Source organism: Streptomyces sp. NPDC002853 (genome assembly GCF_053591915.1).
The window spans coordinates 34,408-56,937 of record NZ_JBSFUS010000008.1; the positions used below are offsets into that span (position 1 = coordinate 34,408).

The following is a 22,530-nucleotide window of genomic DNA, read 5'->3' on the forward strand; positions in this document are numbered from 1 at the left end:
CCGGTCCCTGCACGCGCAGGGGCCGGCCGCCTTTTGCGTATTGCGGGGCCGGACCTCCTCCCTTTATAGTCGCACTGACCATTAAGGGAGGGGTGGGGAACCATGCAGGGCTACGACAAGTACGCCTTCGAGCCGTTCGCCGTCACCGTCGACCTCGCCGTCTTCACCGTCCGCGCGGGCCGTCTGCACGTGCTGCTCGTCGAGCGCGGCCAGGAGCCGTACGCGGGGCGCTGGGCGCTGCCCGGCGGATTCGTGCTGCCGGACGAGTCCGCCGAGACCGCGGCGGGACGTGAGCTCGCCGAGGAGACCGGCCTCACCGACAGCGCCGGACTCCACCTGGAACAGCTGCGCACCTACAGCGAACCGGACCGCGACCCGCGGATGCGCGTCGTCTCGGTCGCCTTCGCCGCCCTCGTCCCCGACCCGCCCGCGGTACGCGCCGGCAGCGACGCGGCCCGCGCGGAATGGCTGCCGTACGGCACTCACGGGCCGCTCGCCTTCGACCACGACGGAATCCTGGCCGACGCCCACGACCGCGTCTGCGCGAAGTTCGAGTACACCGGCCTCGCCACCGCCTTCTGCCCGCCCGAGTTCACGCTCGGCGAGCTGCGGCAGGTCTACGAGACGGTGTGGGGCGCCGCACTCGACCCGGCCAACTTCCGGCGCAAGGTGCTCGGCGCGGCCGGCTTCGTCGAGGCGGTCCCCGGCGCCGCGCGTCTGACCGGCGGCCGGGGCAAACCTGCCGCCGTCTACCGGGCGGGCCCCGCCACCTCCCTGCACCCGCCCCTCCTGCGCCCTTCGACCGTCCCCTCGGAAGGAAAGCCCTCATGAAGCGTGCCGCCACCGGATCCCTCATAGGCCTCGCCCTGGGGGACGCGCTCGGCTTCCCGACCGAGTTCAACGACGTGCCGTCGATCCTCGCCAAGTGCGGGCCCTGGCGGGAGATGGAGCTGCCGCGGCCCGCGATCGTCACCGACGACACGCAGATGACGCTGGCGCTGGGCCGCGGCCTGCGCACCGCCATGGACCGGGGACTGCTCGGGCCGAAGCGGATGGAGCGGCCGGTGCGCGAGGAGTTCGTGGAGTGGTACCAGTCGCCGGAGAACAACCGCGCGCCCGGCAACACCTGCCTCAAGGCGTGCTACCTCCTCAAGACCGGCAAGCCGTGGGAGGAGGCGAGCCAGATCCACTCCAAGGGCTGCGGCGCCAACATGCGCGTCGCGCCCATCGGCCTCGCCCCCGGCCTGAGCGACGAGCAGCGGGCAGGCGCGGCCCAGCTGCAGTCCGCGCTCACCCACGGGCACCCGACGGCGCTCGCCGCGTCCGACCTGACCGCGCACGCCGTGCGACTGCTCGCGGAGGGCGCCGAGCCGACGGGGCTCGTCGGGCTGCTGCGCTCGTACGCGTACGAGAACCGGGAGACCTACCACGCGCGCTGGCTCGGCGAGCTGTGGACGCGGGACGACGACCCGACGCCCGGGATGTTCATCGCCCGCGGCTGGGACGAGTGCCTCGCCGTCCTGGAACGCCTGGAGGCCGCGCTGCGGGACACCAACCCGGAGACGGACCCCTGCCTGGCGACCGGCGCGGGCTGGATCGCCGAAGAGGCGCTCGCCACGGGGCTGCTGTGCTTCCTGCAGTTCGTGGACGAGCCGCTCACCGCCCTGCGCCGAGCAGCCTGTACCGCCGGCGACTCCGACTCGATCGCCTGCCTGGCCGGCGCCTTCGCGGGTGCCCACCTGGGCGCGGACGCCTGGCCCGCCGAGTGGGCCGAGCGGATCGAGTACCGAGGGGAACTGCTCGAGCTCGGGGCGCTCTGGGACGACGCGAACGGCTAGGCCGCCGCCGCCGAGGCGCGGCGCGTGCGGAACAGGAAGTCCGCCACGCGCTCGCGGTCCGGTTCGGCCGGGAGCGGGGTGTGCGTGGCTGCCGTGTCGGCCTCCGCCGCGAGGCGCCGCATCCAGGACTCGACGTCCGGCCAGGACACGTCGCCGCGCTTGACCGCGAGCAGGGGCTCGCGCTGATCACCCACGTCGATCGCCAGCTCGCCGGTGCGCAGGAGGTCGCGGCAGCTCGTCAGGAGGCGCAGGAGATGCATGGCGTGCTTCCAGCGGGGTGCGCCGTGCAGGCGTACGTCCGCCTCCAGTTTCCTGTGCTGGCCGAGCGCGTAGCCGACGAACGTGTCGTGGGCCCGACGGGAGAGGAACGCGTCGCGCAGGGCCAGGAGCTCGCGGCCGGTCGCCGTGACGTGTTCCAGGAGAGGGGAGTGCAGGCACTCCAGGACGTTCGGGTTGGCGCGCAGGGCCAGCTCGCAGAAGCGTTCCAGCTCCCAGCTGAACTGCTCCGGCGCCGGTCCGTCCACGTGCGTGGGCGGCTTCTCGAAGTGCCAGAAGAGGGGCGTGGGGGCGAGGAAGACGCCCCTGAGGTCGGTGTCGCTGCCCTCCGTGGCCAGGCCGAAGGCGCGTGAGCCCATCACGCAGGCGTAGACGGTGTGGTCGCGTACGAGGTCCAGGTCGGTGTCCGTGGGGCGGTGCATGCCGGGAGCGTACGGCCACCGGCTAGCCGCGCGTGATCGAATTTCCGGTGACCTTGATGTTCTCCGGGGCGAGCGGGCGTGGTGCCGGGCCGTCCGCCACCGAGGCGTCCGCCACGCGGTACTTGCTGCCGTGGCAGGCGCAGTTGATCGTGCCGTCCGCGACCTCGCTGACCGTGCAGCCCGAATGCGTGCAGACCGCGGAGAAGGCCTTGAAGTCGCCCTCCTCGGGCTGGGTCACAACGATCTTCTTGTCCTTGAGGACCTTGCCGCCGCCGACCGGGATGTCGGAGGTCTTGGCCAACTCCTCCGCCTCGGGCGGGGGTTCGTCCTTCCCGCCGGATTTCGAAGGCCCGGCCGATGTGGCCTCCGACTCCGACTCCGGCGGCTCCGGCTCCGCGCCCTCGTCCCCGTACTTGCTGCATCCCGCGGTCAGCGCGACGGCGCCGCTCGCGGCGAGGATGGTGCGCCGTGACGGCGGTGCGTCGCTCATGTCGTCACCCCGAACGTGCGGAAGAACCACAGGGCCGACGTCCACCAGACCACCGTGAGGACCACGAACACCAGACCGCCCATCACCGGAAGCAGCCAGCCCGGCAGTTTCTCCGAGCGCAGCAGCAGCATCTTGGCGCTGAACGCCCCGAAGAAGAAGCAGCCGAGCAGCGAGTGCCACATCACCCGGGACGAGTACGTCTGGTAACCGAGGGCGTAGAGGCAGTGGACCGCCACGGGGACCGACACCAGGAACGCGATCCGGCCCGACCAGCGGTGCAGCGCCGACGACCAGGACGGCCCCGGCAGGCGCCCGTACACCATGAGCGCCGAGACGACCTGGACCAGCGCGAACGCGAACGTCGTACTGCCGAGCCAGGCCTTGACCGCGCTCGTGCTGCTGAACCCGGCCAGGTTGAAGGCGGTGCCCTCGGGGTCGTGCGACTTGCCGTACACCCCGAGGCCGACCGCGACCGCCCCGGCGACCAGGGCGGGGACGAGATAGCGGGCCGGGTGCGGACGGCGGTGGTCACCCGCACCCGGGGGCGGGCCGAAGCCGCCCTGGGTCGCGGCGTTCGGATCGACGCTCATGGCGGCTCCATGGTCGGGGCGGAGCGGGGTCAGGGCTCGGCAGGGCCTGGCGGGTTTTTCAGGGCTCGACGGGGCGGGCGGTGAGACGGTCGCCGTCGACGGTGACGGCGCCGGTCTCCGGGTCGAGGCGCGGGGCGGGCTGCGGCTTGCCGTCACGCTTGACGATGCCGACCTGTCGCCCGTCGGGCAGGACGATCCAGCCGCCGTCGATCTCGGCGCCGCGCACCTCGGTGGTCGCGCGGTACAGACCGGACGGCTTCTTCGCCCTGGCGGCGGTGAAGTCCCGTGGCTGTTCGCCGACCTCTACCGTGCCGGTGACCGCGTTGCCGGCGAGCGTGCCCTCCAGCTTCGCGCCCTTCTTGCCGGTGAGGCGCATGGAACCGTCCTCCTCGACGTTCCCCTTCAGCCAGGACTCCGCGTCGCGGCCGTTGCAGTAGTACGCGATGGCCTTGTCGTCGCGGATCGAGAGGGAGATCGCGGCGGCGTCGTCGGCCGTGCGGCCCGCGTACTCGGACTTGCCGGCCGGCCTCTTCGAGGGGCTCTCCGGCTTCGAGGGACTCTGCGACGGACTCCTGGTGGGCGCGGGAGTGCTCTTGGTGGGCTTCGCGGAGCTGGGCGCGGGCGATGCCGCGCCGCCGGGCGAGTCCCCTCCGTACGACGAATTGCCCGTCCCGGTCGTCGCGTTGAGCGACAGCATGAACAGGGCGAGCAGCAGCCCCCCGAGAAGCGTGTAGAGCGGTCCTGAGCGCTTCATGCGGCCTCCCCCGAGGCGTGGGCCTTGCCGGCCCCTCCATGCAAGCGGACCGTGCCCCCGGCGTCCATAGTTGAACGGCCACCAATCGGACGAAGTGGCGACAGGGGGCGATTCGGGTGACATTGACATGGTCTGAGGCGCGCGGCGTCCGTCTCGGCAGGCGGGCGCCGCGCACTCGTCCCCCGGGCGCTGACTACCCTTGGTCCGTACAGCAGTCGTAGACACGCGAGCGAGGAGCGGCACAGTGGCGGTACGAGCGGTCCGGGGCGCCGTCCAACTGGAGCGGGACGCGGCCGACCACATGGACGAGCAGGTCAGCGAGCTGCTCACCGCCATCCTCGAGCGGAACGCGCTGACCCAGGAAGACCTGATCAGCATCTGGTTCACCGCGACGCCCGATCTGCACAGCGACTTCCCGGCGGCCGCGGCGCGCAAGCTCGGCATCGTGGACGTCCCGCTGATCTGCGCGCAGGAACTGCAGATCGACGGCGCCATGCCACGGGTCGTCCGTGTCCTGGCGCACATAGAGTCCCCCAAGCCCCGCTCCGAGATCACGCACGTCTACCTCGGCGCCGCGGCCACCCTGCGCAAGGACATCGCCCAGTGAGAACCGCCCTCGTCATCGGCACCGGCCTGATCGGCACCTCCGCCGCCCTGGCCCTCGTATCGCGCGGTGTGACCGTGCACCTCGCCGACCACGATCCCGGTCAGGCCCGCACGGCGGCCGCGCTCGGCGCCGGGACCGACGAACCGCCGGCGGGGCGGGTCGACCTGTGCGTCGTCGCCGTGCCGCCCGCGCACGTCGCGGCCACGCTGGCCGACGTCATGCGGCGCGACGCGGCCCGCGGCTACCTCGACGTGGCGAGCGTCAAGGGCGGCCCGCGCCGGGAACTGGAAGCGCTCGGCATCGACCTCACCCCGTACATCGGCACGCACCCCATGTCGGGGCGCGAGCGCAGTGGCCCGCTCGCCGGCACCGCGGACCTCTTCGAGGGGCGGCCCTGGGTCCTCACGCCCACCCGCGACACCGACACCGAGGTCCTCAACCTGGCCCTGGAGCTCGTCGCCCTCTGCCGTGCGGTGCCGGTCGTCATGGACGCCGACGCGCACGACCGCGCGGTCGCGCTCGTCTCGCACATGCCGCACCTGGTCTCCAGCATGGTCGCCGCCCGCCTGGAGAACGCCGAGGAGACGGCGGTGCGCCTGTGCGGGCAGGGCATCCGTGACGTCACGCGCATCGCCGCGTCGGACCCGCGGATGTGGATCGACATCCTGTCGGCCAACCCGGGGCCCGTCGCCGATCTGCTGTCCGCCGTCGCCACCGATCTCGACGAGACGGTGACGGCCCTGCGTGCGCTGCAGTCGGCGGACGACGCGAAGCGGCGCGAGGGCGCCGCGGGCGTCGAGAACGTCCTGCGGCGCGGGAACGCCGGGCAGGTCCGGGTGCCCGGCAAGCACGGGGCGGCCCCGACCGCGTACGAGGTCGTCGCGGTGCTCATCAACGACCAGCCGGGTCAGCTGGCCAGGATCTTCGCCGACGCCGAGCGGGCCGGGGTGAACATCGAGGACGTCCGCATCGAGCACGCCACGGGGCAGCAGGCGGGCCACGTGCAGCTCCTCGTCGAGCCGAAGGCCGTGCCGGTGCTCGCGGCGGCGCTGCGGGAGCGGGGCTGGGCGATCCGGCAGTGAGCGTGGGCGGGGCGGGACAGGGAAGCCCCACCGGGCAGTAAGAGACGCCCGTGGGAGCCAGTAACCTTGTGCAGGGCAAGAATGGCCGCCCTGTTCCAGCCCCGTGCACACAGAAAGGTGCCCGCACCCCGTGGAAACCGTGGAAACCGCCCCGGCAGCAGTGATCGTCGCCATCGACGGGCCCTCCGGCACGGGCAAGTCGAGCACCTCCAAGGCCGTCGCCGCCCAGCTGGCCCTCAGCTACCTGGACACCGGTGCCCAGTACCGCGCGATCACGTGGTGGATGGTGCACAACGGCATCGAACTGACGGACCCGACCGCCATCGCCGCGGTCGCGGGCAAGCCCGAGATCATCTCCGGCACCGACCCGCTCGCCCCGACCATCACGGTCGACGGCACGGACGTCGCGGGACCGATCCGCACCACCGAGGTCACCTCGAAGGTCAGCGCCGTCAGCGCCGTCCCCGAGGTCCGTGCCCGCATCACGGAGCTGCAGCGCACCATCGCCGCCTCCGCCGAGAAGGGCATCGTCGTCGAGGGGCGTGACATCGGTACGACCGTCCTGCCCGACGCCGACCTGAAGATCTTCCTGACGGCCTCGCCCGAGGCCCGCGCCGCCCGCCGCAGCGGCGAGCTCAAGGGCGCCGACGTCGCCGCGACGCGTGAGGCGCTCATCAAGCGGGACGCGGCCGACTCGAGCCGCAAGACGTCCCCGCTGGCCAAGGCGGACGACGCCGTCGAGGTGGACACCACCGAGCTCACGCTGCAGCAGGTCATCGAGTGCGTCGTCACCCTCGTCGAGGAGAAGCGGGCGGCGAAGTGACCGCGGCGCCGTCGGAACGGGGTGCGGAGGTCGGCCGCCGCATCGGCGTCGGCCTCATGTACGGCCTGTGGAAGCCCCGCGTCCTCGGCGCCTGGAAGGTCCCCGTGACCGGCCCGGTGATCCTGGCCGTCAACCACTCCCACAACGTCGACGGCCCCATGGTGATGGGCACGGCACCCAGGCCGACGCACTTCCTCATCAAGAAGGAAGCCTTCATAGGCCCCCTGGACCGTTTCCTCCAGGGCATCGGGCAGGTGAAGGTGGACCGCGAGATCGCCGACCGCACGGCGATCACCCGGGCCCTCGGCGTGCTCGACGACGGCGGCGTCCTCGGGATCTTCCCCGAGGGCACCCGCGGCGAGGGCGACTTCGCCTCGCTGCGCGCCGGCCTCGCGTACTTCGCCGTGCGGAGCGGGGCGCCGATCGTCCCGGTCGCGGTCCTGGGAAGCACGGAGAAGCGCGGACGGTTGATAAGGAAGCTGCCCCCGCTGCGCAGCCGGGTCGACGTCGTCTTCGGCGACCCCTTCGAGGCGGGCGACGACAGCGGACGGCGTACGCGCAAGGCGCTGGACGAGGCGACCGTGCGCATCCAGCAGCGGCTCACCGCCCACCTGGCCGACGCCAGGCGCCTGACCGGGCGCTGAGCGAGACTTTCAGTAGTGGACTCCTCCGAGGGGTCCACCGATCACGAATACGACAGAGGTACGGACTTCATGAACGACCAGATCCAGCCCGAAGGCTCGGCTGAACACGAGCACGGGGCGCTTGGCGACGCCGAGTACGCGGAGTTCATGGAGCTCGCCGCGGAGGAAGGCTTCGATCCCGAGGACGTCGAGGGCGCGATCGGCGACGCGGGCCACGGCCCGCTGCCCGCCCTCGCGGTGATCGGCCGTCCGAACGTCGGCAAGTCGACCCTCGTCAACCGCATCATCGGCCGCCGCGAGGCCGTCGTCGAGGACCGCCCCGGCGTGACCCGCGACCGCGTGACGTACGAGGCGGAGTGGGCGGGCCGCCGCTTCAAGCTCGTCGACACCGGCGGCTGGGAGCAGGACGTCCTCGGCATCGACGCGTCCGTGGCCGCCCAGGCGGAGTACGCGATCGAGGCCGCCGACGCGGTCGTCTTCGTCGTGGACGCCACGACCGGCGCCACCGACACGGACGAGGCCGTCGTGCGCCTCCTGCGCAAGTCCGGCAAGCCCGTCGTCCTGTGCGCCAACAAGGTCGACGGCCCCTCCGGCGAGGCCGACGCCACCGCCCTGTGGGCGCTCGGCCTCGGCGAGCCGTACCCCGTCTCCGCGCTGCACGGCCGCGGTACGGGCGACATGCTGGACGCCGTCCTCGAGGCCCTGCCCGAGGCGCCCGAGCAGTCCTTCGGCGGCGGCATCGGCGGCCCGCGCCGCATCGCGCTCATCGGCCGTCCGAACGTCGGCAAGTCGTCGCTGCTCAACAAGGTGGCGAACGAGAACCGCGTGGTCGTCAACGAGATCGCGGGCACCACCCGTGACCCGGTCGACGAGCTCATCGAACTCGGCGGCGTCGTCTGGAAGTTCGTGGACACCGCGGGCATCCGCAAGCGCGTCCACCTCCAGCAGGGTGCCGACTACTACGCCTCCCTGCGCACGGCGGCCGCCGTCGAGAAGGCGGAGGTCGCGGTCATCCTGATCGACGCCAGCGAGTCGATCAGCGTCCAGGACCAGCGCATCGTCACGATGGCCGTCGAGGCGGGCCGCGCCATCGTCGTCGCGTACAACAAGTGGGACACCCTCGACGAGGAGCGCCGCTACTACCTGGAGCGGGAGATCGAGACCGAGCTCCTCCAGGTCGCGTGGGCCCCCCGGGTCAACGTCTCCGCCGAGACCGGCCGCCACATGGAGAAGCTCGTCCCGGCGATCGAGACGGCCCTCGCGGGCTGGGAGACGCGCGTCCCGACGGGCCGCCTCAACGCCTTCCTCGGTGAGCTCGTGGCCTCTCACCCGCACCCGATCCGCGGCGGCAAGCAGCCCCGCATCCTCTTCGGCACGCAGGCGGGCACGAAGCCGCCGCGGTTCGTGCTGTTCTCCTCCGGCTTCATCGAGCACGGCTACCGCCGCTTCGTGGAGCGCAGGCTCCGTGAGGAGTTCGGCTTCGAGGGCACGCCCATCCACATCTCGGTGCGCGTGCGCGAGAAGCGCGGCCGCAAGAAGTAGGCACGGATGGACCAATGGGCCGGGCCCCGCCTTCGGAGAGAAGGCGGGGCCCGGCCCATTGCCGGTGGTGCGGTGGTGGCTCAGAGCCCCCTGCGCGGCCCCGGCGGCAGCGCCGCGGGGAACTGCTGGTGCACCGTGCCGTGCTGCTCGTGGCCGTAACGGGAGACGTGCAGCTGGCTGAAGGTGTTGTTCCGGGGATCGTGCCGGTCACCGACGCGGTGCATGCCGTACGGCGCGCTGCCGAACGACGTGAAGCCCAGATCCTCCTCGCCGGTCCGGTCTCCCGGAAGGGCCTTGAACGACCTGCGGTACTCCGAGTAGAGCGCGTCGTAGATCGGTGTGGCCGAGTGGTCGCCCCCCGCGTCCTGCGACGAGCGCATGGACGGGATGGGGGTCTGGTACGCCGGCCGGGGGCGGGAGGGGTCGTATGTGTGCACGTATGTGCCAACGACCCCGTGCTCGTACGGATGCGGGGGCCGCGCCGCTTTCACGGGGCGCCGGGGGCGTGAGTGGCGCAGCCGGGACCCGGGGCGTGGCGGCGGCGCGGCCCGCACGGACTCAGGTGCCCGCGAGCGGCATCGCGGCCGCGACCAGACGCCCGTGCGTCGCCGCCTTGTCCAGGGCGCCGCGCAGCAGGTCCTCGCGGGGCTGGCGGCCGATGGAGCCGACCGGTGCCGCGAACAGGAGCACCGACTGCAGCTTGTTCGCCGCGGACCGCCACGCCTCGGTGACCTGCAGCGGGTGGTGGGCCTGCCACCAGGCGAAGGGAGAGCCGCCGCCCGCGGCGGGCTGGAGCACCGCGTGCAGCTGGCCCGCGGCGAGCAGCACCGACCAGCCGTGCAGCACGGGCGGTACGACGTCCAGCGAGGCCGCAGGCGTGAATCCCTGCTCGACCAGGAGCTGCAGGAAGTCGTCGCCACCGCCGGGGGCGGACCCCGGGCGGGCGATGGCGCCGGTCGGCTCGACGACGAGGGCGGGATGCAGCTCGCCCTCGATGAGGACGAGACCGCTGGTCACGCCGAGGACCGCCTGGTCGGGCACCCCTTCGGCGGGGCCGGGTCCCGGGACGCCGGCGAGGCCGGTGCCCTCCTCGCCGGTGATCGAGCGCACGGCACCCTGCAACTGCTCCTCGGAGACCTGGACGATCTGGGAGGGCAGGCAGGTGGCGTGCGCGAAGGCGAGTACGGCGGTCTCGTCGCCGATGAACAGGACGGTGCTCGTGCGTTCCTGCTCCGTGTCGCCCGGGGTCCGGCAGGACGTGCAGTCGTAACTGCCCGGGGCGTTCTCTCCGGCGAGCAGCCGGTCTGCTTCTTCGTCGCCGATCTCGGCGCGTACGTCGTCGCCGACGTCGAGCATGCGCGGCACGGGGGGCTCCTCGGAATCGTTGCGTGCGGACCGGGGATGCCCGGCTCATAAGAAGACAACGGGCGATCAGTGGCGCAAGTCACGCGCGAAGGCGAACGGAATCGAACCATCCGCAGCGGAGGGTGAGTTGCCCGACGGAATCCGTCACTCCGCGCCAACATCTGCCGCTCGCGGGCAAGTTACGCCGGTGAGCTGGGTCACAGATCGTCATGGTGGCAGGTCGACAAATCATGAAATCAGTGAATTAAGTGGCTGGCTTGAATTCGCTGATACTCCGGGTAACGGGCAACTGGCCTGGAATGACAAGGAGTTGGTTGATATCGGGGTGAGGAGGCACCTAGATTCCACCGCCGTGTGCAGCGAGCACCGCTCGGGTACGTCCGCCGGCCGCACCAGGCAGCCAGCTGGGGCACCACGGCACGAACGTGCCGCACTCCGGCGGACGGGGTGAACGGGCCTCCGGCGCCAGATGCGCGCGGAGGTCCGGGCCACCTGGGGGACCCCGGGTCCTTCGAGAGGGATATTCATGTCCGCACGTCCCAAGTGCGTTCGCAGGACAGCAGTGATCGGCGGAGCGGCGTTGCTCGCCCCGCTGGGACTGCTCACCGCCACCGGCAAGGCCGGAGCGGCGGACAGCGGAGTGTGGGATCGCATCGCTCAGTGCGAGAGCGGCGGAAACTGGAGCATCAACACCGGGAACGGCTACTACGGAGGGCTGCAGTTCTCCGCGTCCACCTGGCGGGCGTACGGCGGAGGCGCCTACGCGGCGACCGCCGACAAGGCGTCCAAGGCGCAGCAGATCGCTGTCGCCACGAAGGTCCAGCGCGCCCAGGGGTGGGGCGCTTGGCCCAGCTGCTCGGCGCGGGCGGGTGCGTCCGGCAGCGCGCCGGGGGCGGCAGCCGCCCCGGCGGCCCCCAAGGCGGCCAAGGCTCCACAGGCCCCCAAGGCGGCCGAGCAGCCCGCGAAGCCGCAGAACCGCACGCCGAGCCATGTGGGCCGGGGATCCGGGCGCGGTGACTACACCGTTCGGCAGGGGGACACCCTCAGCCGGATCGCGGCCGCGCACGGCGTCAGCTGGCAGAAGGTGTACTCCGCCAACAAGGCGGTCATCGGCGGGAATCCGAACGTGATCCTGCCCGGGCAGCGGCTCGACCTCTGAGTTCCGGCCCCCCGTGGCGTGGTTCCGCCCGGTCGTCCGACCGGGTGGGGCCGCGCCCGTGGCGGCGCGGCACGGCTCCGCGCCGCGGTGGCGCTGCCTAGCTTGGGCGGATGCATCCGATGCCGATCAAGAGTCTTCGGTCGCTGTGGCCCGCCGGACTGGTCATCGCCGCTGTCACCTCACTGCTGCTGCCCGAGTCCGCGCACGCCGCTCCGGCTCCGGCCGCGCCCCTGCGGGGGCCCGGGGCCGCCGAGGCGCTCGAATGCTCCCGGACCGGGGGCCCCTGGGAATGCCTCGCGCAGTGCGAGAGCACCGGCCGGTGGCATGTGAACACCGGGAACGGCTTCTACGGAGGGCTGCAGTTCCGGCAGTCCACCTGGGAGGAGCACGGCGGGCTCAAGTACGCGCCGCGTGCCGACCTCGCCACCAAGAAGGAACAGATCAAGGTCGCCGAGGCCGTGCAGCGGAACCAGGGGTGGAAGGCCTGGCCCGTCTGCTCCAAGAGGATCCCCAAGGAGATCCGGGACGGCTACGTCGTCGTGCACGTCGTGAAGGCGGGGGAGACGCTGAGCTCCATCGCGCGGCGATACAAGGTGCGGGGCGGCTGGCAAGCTCTGTATCGAGCCAATCGCAAGGCCGTGGGAAGCGAGCCCGACCGGCTGGGCGTCGGCACCAGGCTGGTCATCCCGGGGAAGTCCCCGGCGAAGCCGGCGAAGCCCGTGAAGCCGACGAAGCCGGCCAAGCCGGCGAACCCTGGGGGCACCGCGAAGCCCGGGGCGACGGCCGAGCCCGCGAAGCCTGCCGAGTCGGGCAAGCCCGCGGGGAGCCCCGCGCCCGCGAAGCCCTCGGAGTCGGCCGGGCCTCCGAAGGCCTCGGAGCCCCCGGAGCCCTCCGAGACCCCCGAGCCGTCAGGAACCCCCGAGCCCTCGAAGTCCGCCGAGTCCGCCGAGTCCGCCGAGACCAGCGGGACAGGCGGGACAGGCGGGACAGGCGAGCCTGCCGCCGCGAGCGCTGAGCCCGTCAGGACCGCCTCCGTCGGCTGAGTTCGGATGCCTCGCCGCTGAACACGACCTCGCCACGGCGTAGTTCGTGAACCACCACTGCCGTCCGGTCCGCGTGTCCGCGCAGACCGGGCGGCAGGCGTTGTTCGGCGGTCAGTACGCAGGCGTGCGCGCTCAGGCCCACCAGGAGGTCGTACGTGCGTGACGCGACGGAGGGGGACATCCCCTGGGTGGGTTCGTCGATGAGGATCACCCGGGCTCGGGTGGTCAGGAGGGCGCGGGAGAGCGCCAGCATGCGTTGCTCGCCGCCGGAGAGGGTGCCTGCGCGGCGGGAGAGCAGGGGGCGCAGTTCGGGGTACGCGTCCAGGGCCGGTGTGAGGTCGGGGGCGGCTTCGGGGCCCGCGAGGCCGAGGTTCTCGGTGACCGTGAGGTGGCTGAAGACGGCTGGTCCGTCCGGCACGAAGCACAGGCCCCGCGTCGCGCGTTCGTGGGCAGTGAGCCGGGTGACGTCCGCTCCGTCCCAGGTGACGGCGCCGGCGGTGAGGCGCGCCGTGCCGGCCAGGGCACGCAGCGCCGTGGTGCGGCCCGAGCCGTTGCGCCCCAGTAGGACGGTGAGGCCGGGGGCGGGGGCGGCGAGGGTCACGCCGTGCAGTGCTTCGAGGGGGCCGTAGCGGACCCGGGCCGCGTGGAGTTCGATGCCGGTTCTCATGAGGTCGCCCCGTAAAGGACTTCGGTCGGCGGGCCCGAGGTGACGATGCGGCCTGCCGCCATGACGTGCACGGTGTCGGCCAGGTCCGCCACGAGGTCGATGTCGTGTTCCACCACCAGGAGGGCCATGCCGTCGGCGGCCAGGGCGCGCAGGACGCGGGCCAGTGCGGCCACCTCGGCGGTGTCCAGGCCTGCTGCCGGTTCGTCCAGGAGGAGGGTGTGGGGGCGGCCTGCGAGGGCGCGGGCCAGCTCCACGCGCCTGAGGGTGCCGGTGGGCAGGTCCGCGGCGGGGTGGTGGCGGGTCGCGGGGTGGTGGAGGGAGAGGAGGCGCAGGGCTTGGGTGGTGGCTGCCCGGGGGTACGTGGAACTCGTCTGGTCCGCTCCTACCTGGACGTTCTCCGTGACGGTCAGGGACGGGAACACCGCCAGTTGCTGAAACGTGCGGGCCAGGCCCAGGCGGGTGCGGGCATGGGCGGGAGTGCGCGTGATGTCCCGGCCGCCGAGGGTGATGCGGCCCGCGACGGGGCGAAGAGTGCCGGCCAGACAGTGGAAGAGGGTGCTTTTGCCTGCGCCGTTGGGGCCTACGACGGCGGTGATGTGGCCCGGGGGCACGGAGAGGCTCACACCGTCGAGGGCGGTGAAGCCGTCGTCGTAGGTGGCGGTGATGTGGTGGGCGGTGAGGGGGTGTCGTTCGTGTGGGCTTTCGTGGCGGGGGCGGTTGGCGAGAGGGCGTCGGGGCCGACTGGGGGGCGGGGCCGCCTCGGCATGCCCGTCCGCCGCCGGGTACTCGGCTGCGGCGGCTCCGGAGCGTTCGTCCGCCGCCGGGTGCGCGGCTGCGGCGGCTCCGGAGCGCCGCGAACCGTGCTCCTGGCGGCCATACGAAACCGCCCCCTCCGGGGGGAGCGACGTCGGCGGCCCAGTGGCGGCTTCCGCTGCTCCGGGGGTGCTCTCACGACCCGCTTGCTCGTCGTGGGGCGGCTGTTCAGGTGGCCGGTCGGAGGATCGGGTGGGGGTTGTGCGCCAGGGGAGCAGTCGGGCGAGGGCCGTTGTCGTGCCGCTGGGGGCCGGTTCGGGTTTCGCTGTTGCGGGGGCGCTTTCGCGGTCCGCTGGTTCGCTGCGGGGTGGCCGGTCGGAGGATCGGGTGGGGGTTGTGCGCCAGGGGAGCAGTCGGGCGAGGGGCGTTGTCGCCCTGCCGGGGCTCGATCCGGGGTCCGCTGTTGCGGGGGTGCTCTCGCGGGGCGTCTGCTCACCGAGGCGTGGCCGTTGAGGCGATCGGGCGAGGGGCGCCCTCGGTTCGCTGGGGGGCGGTCCCACCGGGCCGGTCATGTCCTCCCGTTCGCTGCGGGGTGATCGGGTGGGTGGGTGGGAAAAGCTGTTCGTGGGAGCGGTGCCGCGGGGTGCGCGGGCAAGGGCGTGGGGAGGCGGGGGCAGCGCGGCTCGGGTGCGGTTGCCCAGGGGGGTTAGTTCGGGGTGGCGGTTCGGGCGGGGGATCAGGGAACGCAGCGCTTCGTAGGGGCCGCCGGGGAAGCGGCCCGTCAAAGCCGCCAGGACGCCGATCAGGGCGGCGGCCACACCGCCCCGCGTACCCGCGTCCAGGCCCACCAGGAGCGCCGCCGCGAGCAGGGCGCCGAGGAGGCTGTCCGCGCCGAGGACCACCACCGCCGCGAACCAGAGGAGCCCGCGCACGGGGTCGTACGCCGCGGGGTCGAAGGCCCGTAGGCCCATGCCCAGCATCCCGCCCCCCAGGGCGGCAAGCCCCGCGCCTGCCACGAAGGCGGTGAGTTTCAGTCCGCGTACCGGCACCCCCGCGGCTGACGCCCCCGCCTCGTGATCCCGCATCGCGGCGAGGGCGCGCCCCATGCGGCCCCGGCGCATCCCGGCCGCGAAGAGCAACGCGGCGGCAAGCAGGAGCAGTTCCAGGACGTAGTACGCGCGGTCGCTGTCGAAACCCGCCGGACGGTCGAGGGTGAGGCCCGACGTCGCGTACGGCTGGGCGAAGACGAAGCGGCTGACCCCGACCCCGACCGCGAACGTCGCGAGGGCGAGCGCGAGCCCCCGGCGGCTGATCGCGGGCCAGCCGGTGAGCAGGCCGAGCGGGGCCACCAGGAGGACGGCCACGGCCAGGGCGGGGAGGTGGGGAAGCTCGGGCAGGCCCGGGAAGCGGCCCGACGTGAGAAGCGCCGTGAAGAGCGCGCCCAGACCCGCGTACGCCGCCTGGCCCAGGGAGATCTGGCCGCCCCGGCCGGTGACGACCACCAGGGAGAGGAGGACGACGGCAAGGGCGGGGACCTGCACCGAGGTCGTCAGGTCCGGGCCCGCGAAGCCGAGGGGGATGAGGAAGAGGACCGAGGCCACGATCCACGCGCCCGGCGGCGTGGGGAAGCGTGCCGTCGCCGTGCGGGGGAGTGTGCTGTGCGAGCCGATGCCCGGAAGCACGAGGGCCGCGACGAGGAGAGCGACGACGAAGAGGTTGGCCCCCAGGGACTGCAGGAGCGGCTCCGCCCAGCCCGATGGGTGCAGCCGGGTCAACTGGCTCTGCGCCACGCCGAGTCCGACGGCCACCGTGACCGCGACGAACAGGCTCCGCATCCGGGCCGCCACCGCCACCGCCACCACTTCCATCACGAGCAGCGGCATGCCGTAGGGATCTAGGCGCACGAAAGGGGCGAGCAGTACGCCGGTGAGCCCCGCAGTGAAGGTGCCGAACGCCCAGCCCGCCGACGCCACCCGGTCGGCGTCGATGCCGCTGAGGACGGCGAGGGGGCGGTTGTCGACCACGGCCCGCAGCCGGCCGCCGAAGCGCGTCCAGCGGGTCACCGCCCAGACGCCGGCGGCGAGGGCGACCGTCACCGCCAACTGCGCCCAGGGGTCCGCCGACACGAGGGTGGGCGCGTCCGCTCTCGCTCCCGGGCCCCAGACCAGTGCGGCGCCCCCGACCAGCAGGACGAAGACGCCGATGGACGCCACCAGGGTCTGGGCCGGGTCGCTGCCCAGGACGGACAGGGGGCGGAAGACCGCCTTCTCCAGGAGCAGGCCGATGGCAGGGGCGATCAGGAGGAGCGTCACCGCCGTGGCCAGTGGGAGGTGCCAGCCCCAGTCCACCGTCAGCTGGCGCAGGACGTACGCGCAGAGCATCGCGATCGCTCCGTGCGCGAAGTTGAGGACACCGGTCGCGCGGTACGTGACGATCAGGCCGATGCCGGTGAGGGCCGCCGCGCTGCCGACCGCGAGCCCGGCCAGCGTCAGGTCGTAGCTCAGGGACGCCACCGGGTCATCGCTCCGGAGAGGGGGTGATCGGGGTCGGCTGTGGTTCGCAGATGGGGCACGGACTCAGGTCGCCGGTCGCGAGAATGTGGGCGTCCGCGGGGACCGCTTCCGGTTTCTCCGCCACCAGGGGGCAGTCCGCGCGGTGCCAGAGCGTGCCGCCGGGGATCATCAGCAGGTCGCCGCTCGTGGCCGACGCGGCCGGTCGCTCCGTCGTGCCGGCAGGCGACCCCGCGGTCACCAGAAGCTCGTACAGCTCTTCGACTCGGGCCGTGGCCAGCGTGCTTCTGCCGTGCGTGTAGAGCACCGCTCCGGCGACGATCAGCGCCGCGCCGGGCACGGTGCACGACGCCAGATACGGGAGCTGCCGTTCGGCGAAGCGTTCGCCGGACGTGCCGTACCAGCCGGCCACGCAGAGCACCGCACCGGCGGCGAGGGCGGCGAAGGCCACCCAGAGCACGGGGCGCACGGCACGCAGCCGGGCCGAACGGAGTGTCTGATCCGGTTGAGCCGCCCGCATCTGCGCCCCCTGGGACACGTTCGTAGCGTCGGTGGGCTGTCCATGTCAGCCGATGGCTTGCACTATGCCTTCTGCAAGCTGACCCTGAAAGCTCCGGGCCCGCGACGGCTCGGACCGATACCCGGTGGTGAGCCAGATGGTTTTCTGGACCAGCCCCAAGCGGGGGAGCGACCTCAGGCGGGGAAGGGTGCGGAGCGCGGCCCTCGCGGCAGCCGCGGTCCTGCTCGTCGCTCCGGCCGCCGTGGCATGCGGTGACGACAGCGGCGGGGGCGGCGACAGCGATCCGCCCGAGCCGTCCACGGACAGGACGAGCCAGGAGGCCTCTTCCCAGGCGCCTGAGGAGGACGAGCCGGCAGAGGACGCGCCCGCGGATCCGGCGGCGGCCGAGAAGGAGGTCAAGGAGAACTTCGAGAAGTTCTTCGACCCTTCCGTCCCCCTGAAGGAGAAAGAGGCCGTCCTGGAGGACGGGGCGAAGATGCGGGGTGTCCTGGAGAGCTTCAACGGCGACGAGCGCGGCAAGCAGGTCAGCGCCGACGTCAACAAGGTCGAGTTCAGCTCGGCGACCGAGGCGGACGTGACGTACGCCTTGACCCTGAAGGGTGCCACCGCGCTGCCCGACGCCTCGGGCACCTCCGTCAACGAGGACGACACCTGGAAGGTGTCCGTCAAGACTCTCTGCGCACTGGTGAAGCTGAGCGGCAATGAGTCGCCCGGTCCGGGCTGTTGAGGTCTTTGCCGTGGCCGCGCTGCTCGTGGCGGTGGCGGGGTGCGGCAGCCGGCTTCCCGAGAGCGACTTCGAGGGCAGGCGCACGGCGCCCGCCCCGCCGGGGGCGCCGGTCCGGGTCGGCATCGTCACCAGCGCGACGAGCCCGGTCGGCGGCTCCGCCTTCACCGGGCCCCGGGACGGGGCCAAGGCGTACTTCGAGCGGCTGAACGCGCGGGGCGGGATCGACGGACGCAAGGTCGAGGTGCGCACGTGCGACGACGGCGGCAGCGGCGTCGGCAACAACGAGTGCGTGCGCGAGCTGGTCGAGGAGGAGCGCGTCGTCGCGCTCGTCGCCACCAGCTCCCTCGACTACGCGGGCGCCTCCCGCGTCTCCCGCGCGCGCGTGCCCGACATCGGCGGCCAGCCGATCGGGTCCGCGTACGACACCTATCCGCATCTGTACGGGATCTACGGCAGCCTCGCCCCCCGTGACGGGAAGCCGGGCTGGGGCGGCAAGCTGATCGGCGGGACCGAGGTCTACCGCTACTTCAAGCGGGAGCAGGGGGCTCGGACGGCCGCCGTCGTCTCCTACAACCAGGCCGCGTCCGCCGCGTACGCCCGTCTCGTCACCCGGGGCCTGAAGGCCGAGGGCTACAAGGTGATCACCGAGCAGGTCGACTTCGCGCTGCCCAACTTCCGCGCGGCGGCGGCCGATCTGAAGGAGCAGGGCGCCGACCTGGTCTTCGACGCCATGGACACGCACGGCAACGCCCAGCTGTGCGAGGCGATGGACGACGTGGGCGCCGACGTCACCGCCAAGGTCACCAACGTGCAGAACTGGACCTCGACCGTCGCCGACGACTACAAGGACGCCCCGCGCTGCCGCAACGCCCTGTGGGCCACCGGCGCGAGCCGCAGCTACGAGGACACCGATCATCCGGCCGTACGCGAGTTTCGTGACGCCATGAAGGGACACAAGGACCTCTCGCAGTGGCAACTGGAGGGCTGGGCCGCCGCCATGTGGTTCACGGACGCGGCGAAGTCGTGCCAGGGCGACGTCACGCGCGCATGCGTCGACCGCTTCATGAACCGCGGCGAGTCCTACACGGCGCGTGGGCTGCTGCTCCCGGTGAGGTACGAGGAGCGGGCGCGGCCACCCGGCTCCCGTAGGACCTGTGTGTCGGTGGCCCGCTGGAAGGACAGTGAGGGCTGGGTCACACAGGGGGACATGGACGACAACTGCTTCGACGTGCCGCAGCTCTCCTACCAGCCATGATGCGTGTAGCTAGCAGGAAAGTTCCCGAAATCGGATACCGATGGCACAACTGTTCAAAAACAAGATGATGATGAAGCCCAACCCTTGGTCCCTAATCCCCGTCTAACCCTGCGGTAGGCGGACGAGAAGGACTGTCCGCGGGGAAGCGTGGGATACGGGGACGCATGCACATCTCTTTCCTGATTCACAACGCGTACGGAATCGGCGGGACGATCCGGACGACGTACAACTTGGCGAACACACTCGCCGAGCATCATGACGTCGAGATCGTCTCCGTCTTCCGGCATCGCGACGAACCCGTGTTCGCGCCCGACTCCCGCGTCAGGCTCAGTCACCTCGTCGACATGCGCAAGGAAAGTCCCGGGTACGAGGGGGAGGCCGCCGACGCCCTGCGGCCCGCCAGGACCTTCCCCAGCGCGGAAGGCCGCTACGCCCAGTACAGCGCCCTCACCGACCGGCGGATCGCCGCGCACCTCTCCTCGGTCAGCGCCGACGTGGTGGTCGGAACGCGTCCCGGTCTGAACGTGCACCTCGCCCGCGAGACCGCGCGCGGCCCGCTGCGGGTCGGCCAGGAGCACCTCACCCTCGACAGCCACTCCAAGGAACTGCGCCGTCAGCTGCGCAGCGTCTACCCCCGCCTCGACGTCCTGACCACGACGACCGAGGCCGACGCCCGCGCGTACCGCCGCATGATGCGACTGCCCGGAGTCCACGTCCAGGCCTTGCCCAACCCGGTGCCCGCGCCCGGCATCGAGCCCGCCGACGGCAACCAGAAGTGGGTCGTCGCGGCGGGGCGGCTCGCCCCCGTCAAGCGGTACGACCTGCTGATCCGGGCCTTCGACCAGGTGCGCGCCCAGCGCCCCGACTGGCGCCTTCGGATATACGGCGGCGGCAAACAGAAGGACAAGCTGCGCGCCCTGATCGACGAACTCGGCCTCTACAACCACGTCTTCCTGATGGGGCCCGCCCACCCCATCGAGCCCGAGTGGGCCAAGGGCTCCATCGCGGCGGTCACCTCCAGCCTCGAGTCCTTCGGCATGACCATCGTCGAGGCGATGCGCTGCGGACTGCCCGTCGTCGCCACCGACTGCCCGCACGGACCCGGCGAGATCATCGACAACGGTGTCGACGGGCGCCTCGTCGAGGTCGGCAACCCCGACGCCATCGCGGGCGGACTTCTCGAACTGATCAATGACGACGCGCTCCGGCGGCAGATGGCGGACGCCGCCCTGGAGGACTCCGAGCGCTTCGACCCGGTCCGCATCGCCGAGCGCTACGACGCGATGTTCACCGGGATGATCGCCCGCGGCAGCTCCTTCGGCGGCCGGATGCGCGGCTCACTGCACCGCACCCGCGGCGCGCTCCTGAACGGCGCCTACGCGGTGCGGGACATCGGACATGGGGTACCGACCAGCGGCATACAGACGAAGGGATCCACCGCATGACGGCCTTGGCCACCTCGGACGCCTCATCGCCCTGCGACACCGGTGCCGATCAGGACGTCGCCGCGGCCCCGCGCGCCGACTGCATAGCCGACTCCGCGGGCGGACTCACCTTCGACGTCACCGACCCCGGCGGCAAGGGCGAGGCCTACCTCCTGCTGCGCCGCCGCGACGCCGCCTCCGCCGACGAGGACGTACGCCTGCCGCTGTCCCCGGCGGCCGACGGCCGGCTGCGGGCCGCGCTGCCCAGCAGCGTCGAGCTGGCCGAGGGCCGCTGGAACGCCTACGCGGAGGTCGGCGGCGCCACCCCGCGCCGTCTCGCGCCCGGCGTCAACGACCTGCGCTCGCTGGTGGACCGCGCGCCCAGCGGCGCCCGCGGCCACATCGCCGTCCGCATCCCGTACGCGACCAAGCAGGGCAACCTCTCCGTACGCAGCTGGCTGCGCGCACCGCACGCGGAGATCGGCGAGCTGGAGATCGCGGGCGCCGCCGTGACCGCACAGGGCCGCGTGTACGGCACCGGGCTGACCGGCGCCGGCTACGCCGAGGCGACCCGCCGCGCCGGACCGGACCAGGCCGAGCGGTATGAACTGACCGCGAACGGCGCGGAGTTCAGCTTCGGGCTGCGGTGTGACGTGCTCGCGGACAGCGGCGCGGGCCCCTGGGACCTCTGGCTGCGCCCGGCGGGGGAGAGCGGGCCGCGCATCCGGCTCGCCCGGCTCCTCGACGACATCCCGGACAAGAAGCAGATCTTCACCTACCCGGCGGTCCGGCTCGACACCGTGGCGCACGGCCCGCTGGAGGCGGGACCGTACTACACGAACGACAACGACCTCTCGATCCGCGTCCGCGAGGCGAACGCGGTCGAGGGCTGATCCAGAGGGCATGTCCCCAGGGGCCGGCGCCATCGCGGACCGTGGCTGTCCGCGACGCCGGGCACAATCGGCCCCATGTTGGAGACCTCCGCACGACTGCTCCGCCTGCTCTCGCTGCTGCAGGCCCATCGCGACTGGTCGGGCGCGGACCTGGCCGACCGGCTCGGCGTCACCCCGCGCACCGTACGGCGTGACGTGGACCGGCTGCGCGAGCTCGGCTACCCCGTCAACGCCAGCCCCGGCACGGGCGGCGGTTACCAGCTCGGCGCGGGCGCGGAGCTGCCCCCGCTGCTCCTGGACGACGACGAGGCGGTCGCGGTGGCCGTCGGCCTGCGCACCGCCGCGGGGCAGGGCATCGAGGGCATCGGTGAGACCTCCGTACGCGCCCTGACCAAGCTGGAGCAGGTCCTGCCGAGCAGGCTGCGGCGGCGGGTGGGAGCGCTGACGGCGTTCACCGTGCCGATGCTGCGCACCCCGCGCCAGAGGGCCGTCGACCCCTCCGTCCTGACCGAACTCGCCCACGCCTGCCGGGACGCGGAGCGTCTGCGCTTCGACTACCTCGACCACGGCGGCAGTTCGACCCGCCGCACCGTCGAACCGCACCGCATCGTCTGCACCGAGCGCCGCTGGTATCTCGTCGCCTGGGACGTCGACCGCGCCGACTGGCGCACGTTCCGCGCGGACCGCATCACGCCGAGGCCGCCGCACGGACCGCGCTTCGCGCCGCGCACACCGCCCGCCGACGACCTCGCCGCCTACGTCTCCCAGGGCGTCTCCACTCGCGGGTACGCCGCCCAGGCGGTGTTCCGGCTCCTGGTGCCCCTGGAGGAGGCGGCCCAGCGGGTCACCCCCTCGGACGGCACCCTTCAGGCCGAGACCGAGGGCAGTTGTCTGTTGCGCACGGGGGCCATGAGCCTGGACGTCATGGTGATCCATGTGCTCCTGATGGGCTTCGAGTTCGAGGTCGTCGAGCCCGCGGACTTCACCGAGCGGATCAGCTCGGCGAGGGACCTCCTGAGCCGGGCCCTGGACCGGGGTGTTCGGTCTGCGGGTCCGGATACTGCGCCTGGGGCGGATGGAACGCCGCGTACTCCGGATGGTGCAGGTCGAACGCCGGGGACTCCGAGCGGATCCGGGGCAGCGTGA

General features: G+C 72.4%; 23 protein-coding genes. 14 read left to right on the plus strand and 9 right to left on the minus strand.

The features are described 5' to 3' along the window. Positions 1 to 102 precede the first annotated feature (102 nt). Positions 103 to 831 (plus strand): NUDIX hydrolase, encoded by a 729-nt coding sequence (locus tag ACWD02_RS22215; RefSeq protein WP_451213463.1) that lies wholly within the window; start codon positions 103 to 105, stop codon positions 829 to 831. Next, positions 828 to 1,838: an ADP-ribosylglycohydrolase family protein gene (locus tag ACWD02_RS22220; RefSeq protein ID WP_451213465.1), complete on the plus strand. Its 1,011-nt coding sequence runs from the start codon at positions 828 to 830 to the stop codon at positions 1,836 to 1,838. The genes ACWD02_RS22215 and ACWD02_RS22220 overlap by 4 nt, the downstream gene beginning before the upstream one ends. Here the strand turns inward: ACWD02_RS22220 and ACWD02_RS22225 are convergent. The 4 genes from ACWD02_RS22225 to ACWD02_RS22240 are packed head-to-tail and all read right to left on the minus strand — an operon-like array spanning position 1,835 to position 4,370. Continuing rightward, complete coding sequence (locus tag ACWD02_RS22225; RefSeq protein ID WP_451213467.1) at positions 1,835 to 2,536, minus strand: nucleotidyltransferase domain-containing protein; 702 nt, start codon at positions 2,534 to 2,536, stop codon at positions 1,835 to 1,837. The genes ACWD02_RS22220 and ACWD02_RS22225 overlap by 4 nt on opposite strands. A 22-nt stretch (positions 2,537 to 2,558) precedes the next feature. Then, entirely contained in the window at positions 2,559 to 3,026 is a 468-nt protein-coding gene (locus ACWD02_RS22230; RefSeq protein ID WP_451213470.1) for a Rieske (2Fe-2S) protein, read from the minus strand. Next, positions 3,023 to 3,616 (minus strand): DUF6529 family protein, encoded by a 594-nt coding sequence (locus ACWD02_RS22235; RefSeq protein ID WP_451213472.1) that lies wholly within the window; start codon positions 3,614 to 3,616, stop codon positions 3,023 to 3,025. Before ACWD02_RS22235 ends, ACWD02_RS22230 begins: the two co-directional genes overlap by 4 nt. Before the next feature lie 58 nt (positions 3,617 to 3,674). Continuing rightward, positions 3,675 to 4,370, minus strand: a complete 696-nt coding sequence (locus tag ACWD02_RS22240; protein WP_451213475.1) for a hypothetical protein — start codon at positions 4,368 to 4,370, stop codon at positions 3,675 to 3,677. Positions 4,371 to 4,614: 244 nt separating this feature from the next. Between ACWD02_RS22240 and aroH the strand changes: the two genes are divergently transcribed. The 5 genes from aroH (at position 4,615) to der (ending at position 9,068) form a co-directional block, all read left to right on the plus strand. Beyond that, positions 4,615 to 4,977, plus strand: a complete 363-nt coding sequence (gene aroH / locus ACWD02_RS22245; RefSeq protein WP_451213478.1) for a chorismate mutase — start codon at positions 4,615 to 4,617, stop codon at positions 4,975 to 4,977. Continuing rightward, complete coding sequence (locus ACWD02_RS22250; RefSeq protein WP_451213481.1) at positions 4,974 to 6,059, plus strand: prephenate dehydrogenase; 1,086 nt, start codon at positions 4,974 to 4,976, stop codon at positions 6,057 to 6,059. The genes aroH and ACWD02_RS22250 overlap by 4 nt, the downstream gene beginning before the upstream one ends. 139 nt (positions 6,060 to 6,198) lie before the next feature. Beyond that, the gene (gene cmk, locus ACWD02_RS22255) at positions 6,199 to 6,882 is read left to right on the plus strand and encodes a (d)CMP kinase (RefSeq protein WP_451214560.1); all 684 of its coding nucleotides are present in this window, start codon (positions 6,199 to 6,201) and stop codon (positions 6,880 to 6,882) included. Continuing rightward, positions 6,840 to 7,526 carry a lysophospholipid acyltransferase family protein gene (locus ACWD02_RS22260; protein WP_451213484.1) on the plus strand — a complete coding sequence of 229 codons (687 nt, stop codon included), beginning with the start codon at positions 6,840 to 6,842 and terminating at the stop codon, positions 7,524 to 7,526. The genes cmk and ACWD02_RS22260 overlap by 43 nt, the downstream gene beginning before the upstream one ends. A gap of 69 nt (positions 7,527 to 7,595) precedes the next feature. After that, entirely contained in the window at positions 7,596 to 9,068 is a 1,473-nt protein-coding gene (gene der / locus ACWD02_RS22265; protein ID WP_451213487.1) for a ribosome biogenesis GTPase Der, read from the plus strand. Between the two features lie 80 nt (positions 9,069 to 9,148). Here der and ACWD02_RS22270 read toward each other — a convergent pair whose 3' ends face one another. Next, positions 9,149 to 9,448, minus strand: coding sequence for a hypothetical protein (locus ACWD02_RS22270; RefSeq protein WP_451213490.1), 300 nt, complete (start codon positions 9,446 to 9,448; stop codon positions 9,149 to 9,151). Positions 9,449 to 9,626: 178 nt separating this feature from the next. Beyond that, entirely contained in the window at positions 9,627 to 10,433 is an 807-nt protein-coding gene (locus ACWD02_RS22275) for a hypothetical protein (RefSeq protein WP_451213493.1), read from the minus strand. A gap of 526 nt (positions 10,434 to 10,959) precedes the next feature. Between ACWD02_RS22275 and ACWD02_RS22280 the strand changes: the two genes are divergently transcribed. Both ACWD02_RS22280 and ACWD02_RS22285 read left to right on the plus strand, forming a co-directional pair. Next, positions 10,960 to 11,592: a LysM peptidoglycan-binding domain-containing protein gene (locus tag ACWD02_RS22280; RefSeq protein WP_451213496.1), complete on the plus strand. Its 633-nt coding sequence runs from the start codon at positions 10,960 to 10,962 to the stop codon at positions 11,590 to 11,592. Between the two features lie 119 nt (positions 11,593 to 11,711). Beyond that, the gene (locus tag ACWD02_RS22285) at positions 11,712 to 12,635 is read left to right on the plus strand and encodes a transglycosylase family protein (RefSeq protein ID WP_451213499.1); all 924 of its coding nucleotides are present in this window, start codon (positions 11,712 to 11,714) and stop codon (positions 12,633 to 12,635) included. Here the strand turns inward: ACWD02_RS22285 and ACWD02_RS22290 are convergent. The 3 genes from ACWD02_RS22290 to ACWD02_RS22300 are packed head-to-tail and all read right to left on the minus strand — an operon-like array spanning position 12,613 to position 17,085. After that, on the minus strand, positions 12,613 to 13,302 hold the full coding sequence (locus tag ACWD02_RS22290; protein WP_451213502.1) for an ATP-binding cassette domain-containing protein: 690 nt from the start codon (positions 13,300 to 13,302) through the stop codon (positions 12,613 to 12,615). The genes ACWD02_RS22285 and ACWD02_RS22290 overlap by 23 nt on opposite strands. Then, positions 13,299 to 16,568 carry an ABC transporter permease subunit gene (locus ACWD02_RS22295; protein WP_451213505.1) on the minus strand — a complete coding sequence of 1,090 codons (3,270 nt, stop codon included), beginning with the start codon at positions 16,566 to 16,568 and terminating at the stop codon, positions 13,299 to 13,301. The genes ACWD02_RS22290 and ACWD02_RS22295 overlap by 4 nt, the downstream gene beginning before the upstream one ends. Before the next feature lie 4 nt (positions 16,569 to 16,572). Next, entirely contained in the window at positions 16,573 to 17,085 is a 513-nt protein-coding gene (locus ACWD02_RS22300) for a hypothetical protein (protein WP_451214562.1), read from the minus strand. 136 nt (positions 17,086 to 17,221) lie between these two features. Between ACWD02_RS22300 and ACWD02_RS22305 the strand changes: the two genes are divergently transcribed. The 5 genes from ACWD02_RS22305 (at position 17,222) to ACWD02_RS22325 (ending at position 22,530) form a co-directional block, all read left to right on the plus strand. Continuing rightward, a complete protein-coding gene (locus ACWD02_RS22305; protein WP_451213508.1) occupies positions 17,222 to 17,812 on the plus strand; it encodes a hypothetical protein in 591 nt (196 codons plus the stop codon). Further along, a complete protein-coding gene (locus ACWD02_RS22310) occupies positions 17,787 to 19,067 on the plus strand; it encodes an ABC transporter substrate-binding protein (RefSeq protein ID WP_451213511.1) in 1,281 nt (426 codons plus the stop codon). Before ACWD02_RS22305 ends, ACWD02_RS22310 begins: the two co-directional genes overlap by 26 nt. Positions 19,068 to 19,231: 164 nt before the next feature. Beyond that, complete coding sequence (locus ACWD02_RS22315) at positions 19,232 to 20,512, plus strand: glycosyltransferase family 4 protein (protein ID WP_451213514.1); 1,281 nt, start codon at positions 19,232 to 19,234, stop codon at positions 20,510 to 20,512. Further along, entirely contained in the window at positions 20,509 to 21,384 is an 876-nt protein-coding gene (locus tag ACWD02_RS22320; RefSeq protein ID WP_451213517.1) for a hypothetical protein, read from the plus strand. Before ACWD02_RS22315 ends, ACWD02_RS22320 begins: the two co-directional genes overlap by 4 nt. A gap of 75 nt (positions 21,385 to 21,459) precedes the next feature. Continuing rightward, entirely contained in the window at positions 21,460 to 22,530 is a 1,071-nt protein-coding gene (locus ACWD02_RS22325) for a helix-turn-helix transcriptional regulator (protein ID WP_451213519.1), read from the plus strand.

Excerpts from the sequence above, each read along its gene's own strand:
- ACWD02_RS22315 (WP_451213514.1), top strand. The coding sequence starts at position 19,232 with ATGCACATCTCTTTCCTGATTCACAACGCGTACGGAATCGGCGGGACG.
- ACWD02_RS22290 (WP_451213502.1), bottom strand. The coding sequence starts at position 13,302 with ATGAGAACCGGCATCGAACTCCACGCGGCCCGGGTCCGCTACGGCCCC.
- ACWD02_RS22310 (WP_451213511.1), top strand. The coding sequence starts at position 17,787 with ATGAGTCGCCCGGTCCGGGCTGTTGAGGTCTTTGCCGTGGCCGCGCTG.
- ACWD02_RS22240 (WP_451213475.1), bottom strand. The coding sequence starts at position 4,370 with ATGAAGCGCTCAGGACCGCTCTACACGCTTCTCGGGGGGCTGCTGCTC.
- ACWD02_RS22305 (WP_451213508.1), top strand. The coding sequence starts at position 17,222 with ATGGTTTTCTGGACCAGCCCCAAGCGGGGGAGCGACCTCAGGCGGGGA.
- der (WP_451213487.1), top strand. The coding sequence starts at position 7,596 with ATGAACGACCAGATCCAGCCCGAAGGCTCGGCTGAACACGAGCACGGG.
- ACWD02_RS22220 (WP_451213465.1), top strand. The coding sequence starts at position 828 with ATGAAGCGTGCCGCCACCGGATCCCTCATAGGCCTCGCCCTGGGGGAC.
- ACWD02_RS22235 (WP_451213472.1), bottom strand. The coding sequence starts at position 3,616 with ATGAGCGTCGATCCGAACGCCGCGACCCAGGGCGGCTTCGGCCCGCCC.
- ACWD02_RS22285 (WP_451213499.1), top strand. The coding sequence starts at position 11,712 with ATGCCGATCAAGAGTCTTCGGTCGCTGTGGCCCGCCGGACTGGTCATC.
- ACWD02_RS22280 (WP_451213496.1), top strand. The coding sequence starts at position 10,960 with ATGTCCGCACGTCCCAAGTGCGTTCGCAGGACAGCAGTGATCGGCGGA.
- ACWD02_RS22215 (WP_451213463.1), top strand. The coding sequence starts at position 103 with ATGCAGGGCTACGACAAGTACGCCTTCGAGCCGTTCGCCGTCACCGTC.
- ACWD02_RS22325 (WP_451213519.1), top strand. The coding sequence starts at position 21,460 with ATGTTGGAGACCTCCGCACGACTGCTCCGCCTGCTCTCGCTGCTGCAG.
- ACWD02_RS22320 (WP_451213517.1), top strand. The coding sequence starts at position 20,509 with ATGACGGCCTTGGCCACCTCGGACGCCTCATCGCCCTGCGACACCGGT.
- ACWD02_RS22300 (WP_451214562.1), bottom strand. The coding sequence starts at position 17,085 with ATGCGGGCGGCTCAACCGGATCAGACACTCCGTTCGGCCCGGCTGCGT.
- ACWD02_RS22230 (WP_451213470.1), bottom strand. The coding sequence starts at position 3,026 with ATGAGCGACGCACCGCCGTCACGGCGCACCATCCTCGCCGCGAGCGGC.
- ACWD02_RS22270 (WP_451213490.1), bottom strand. The coding sequence starts at position 9,448 with ATGCGCTCGTCGCAGGACGCGGGGGGCGACCACTCGGCCACACCGATC.
- ACWD02_RS22225 (WP_451213467.1), bottom strand. The coding sequence starts at position 2,536 with ATGCACCGCCCCACGGACACCGACCTGGACCTCGTACGCGACCACACC.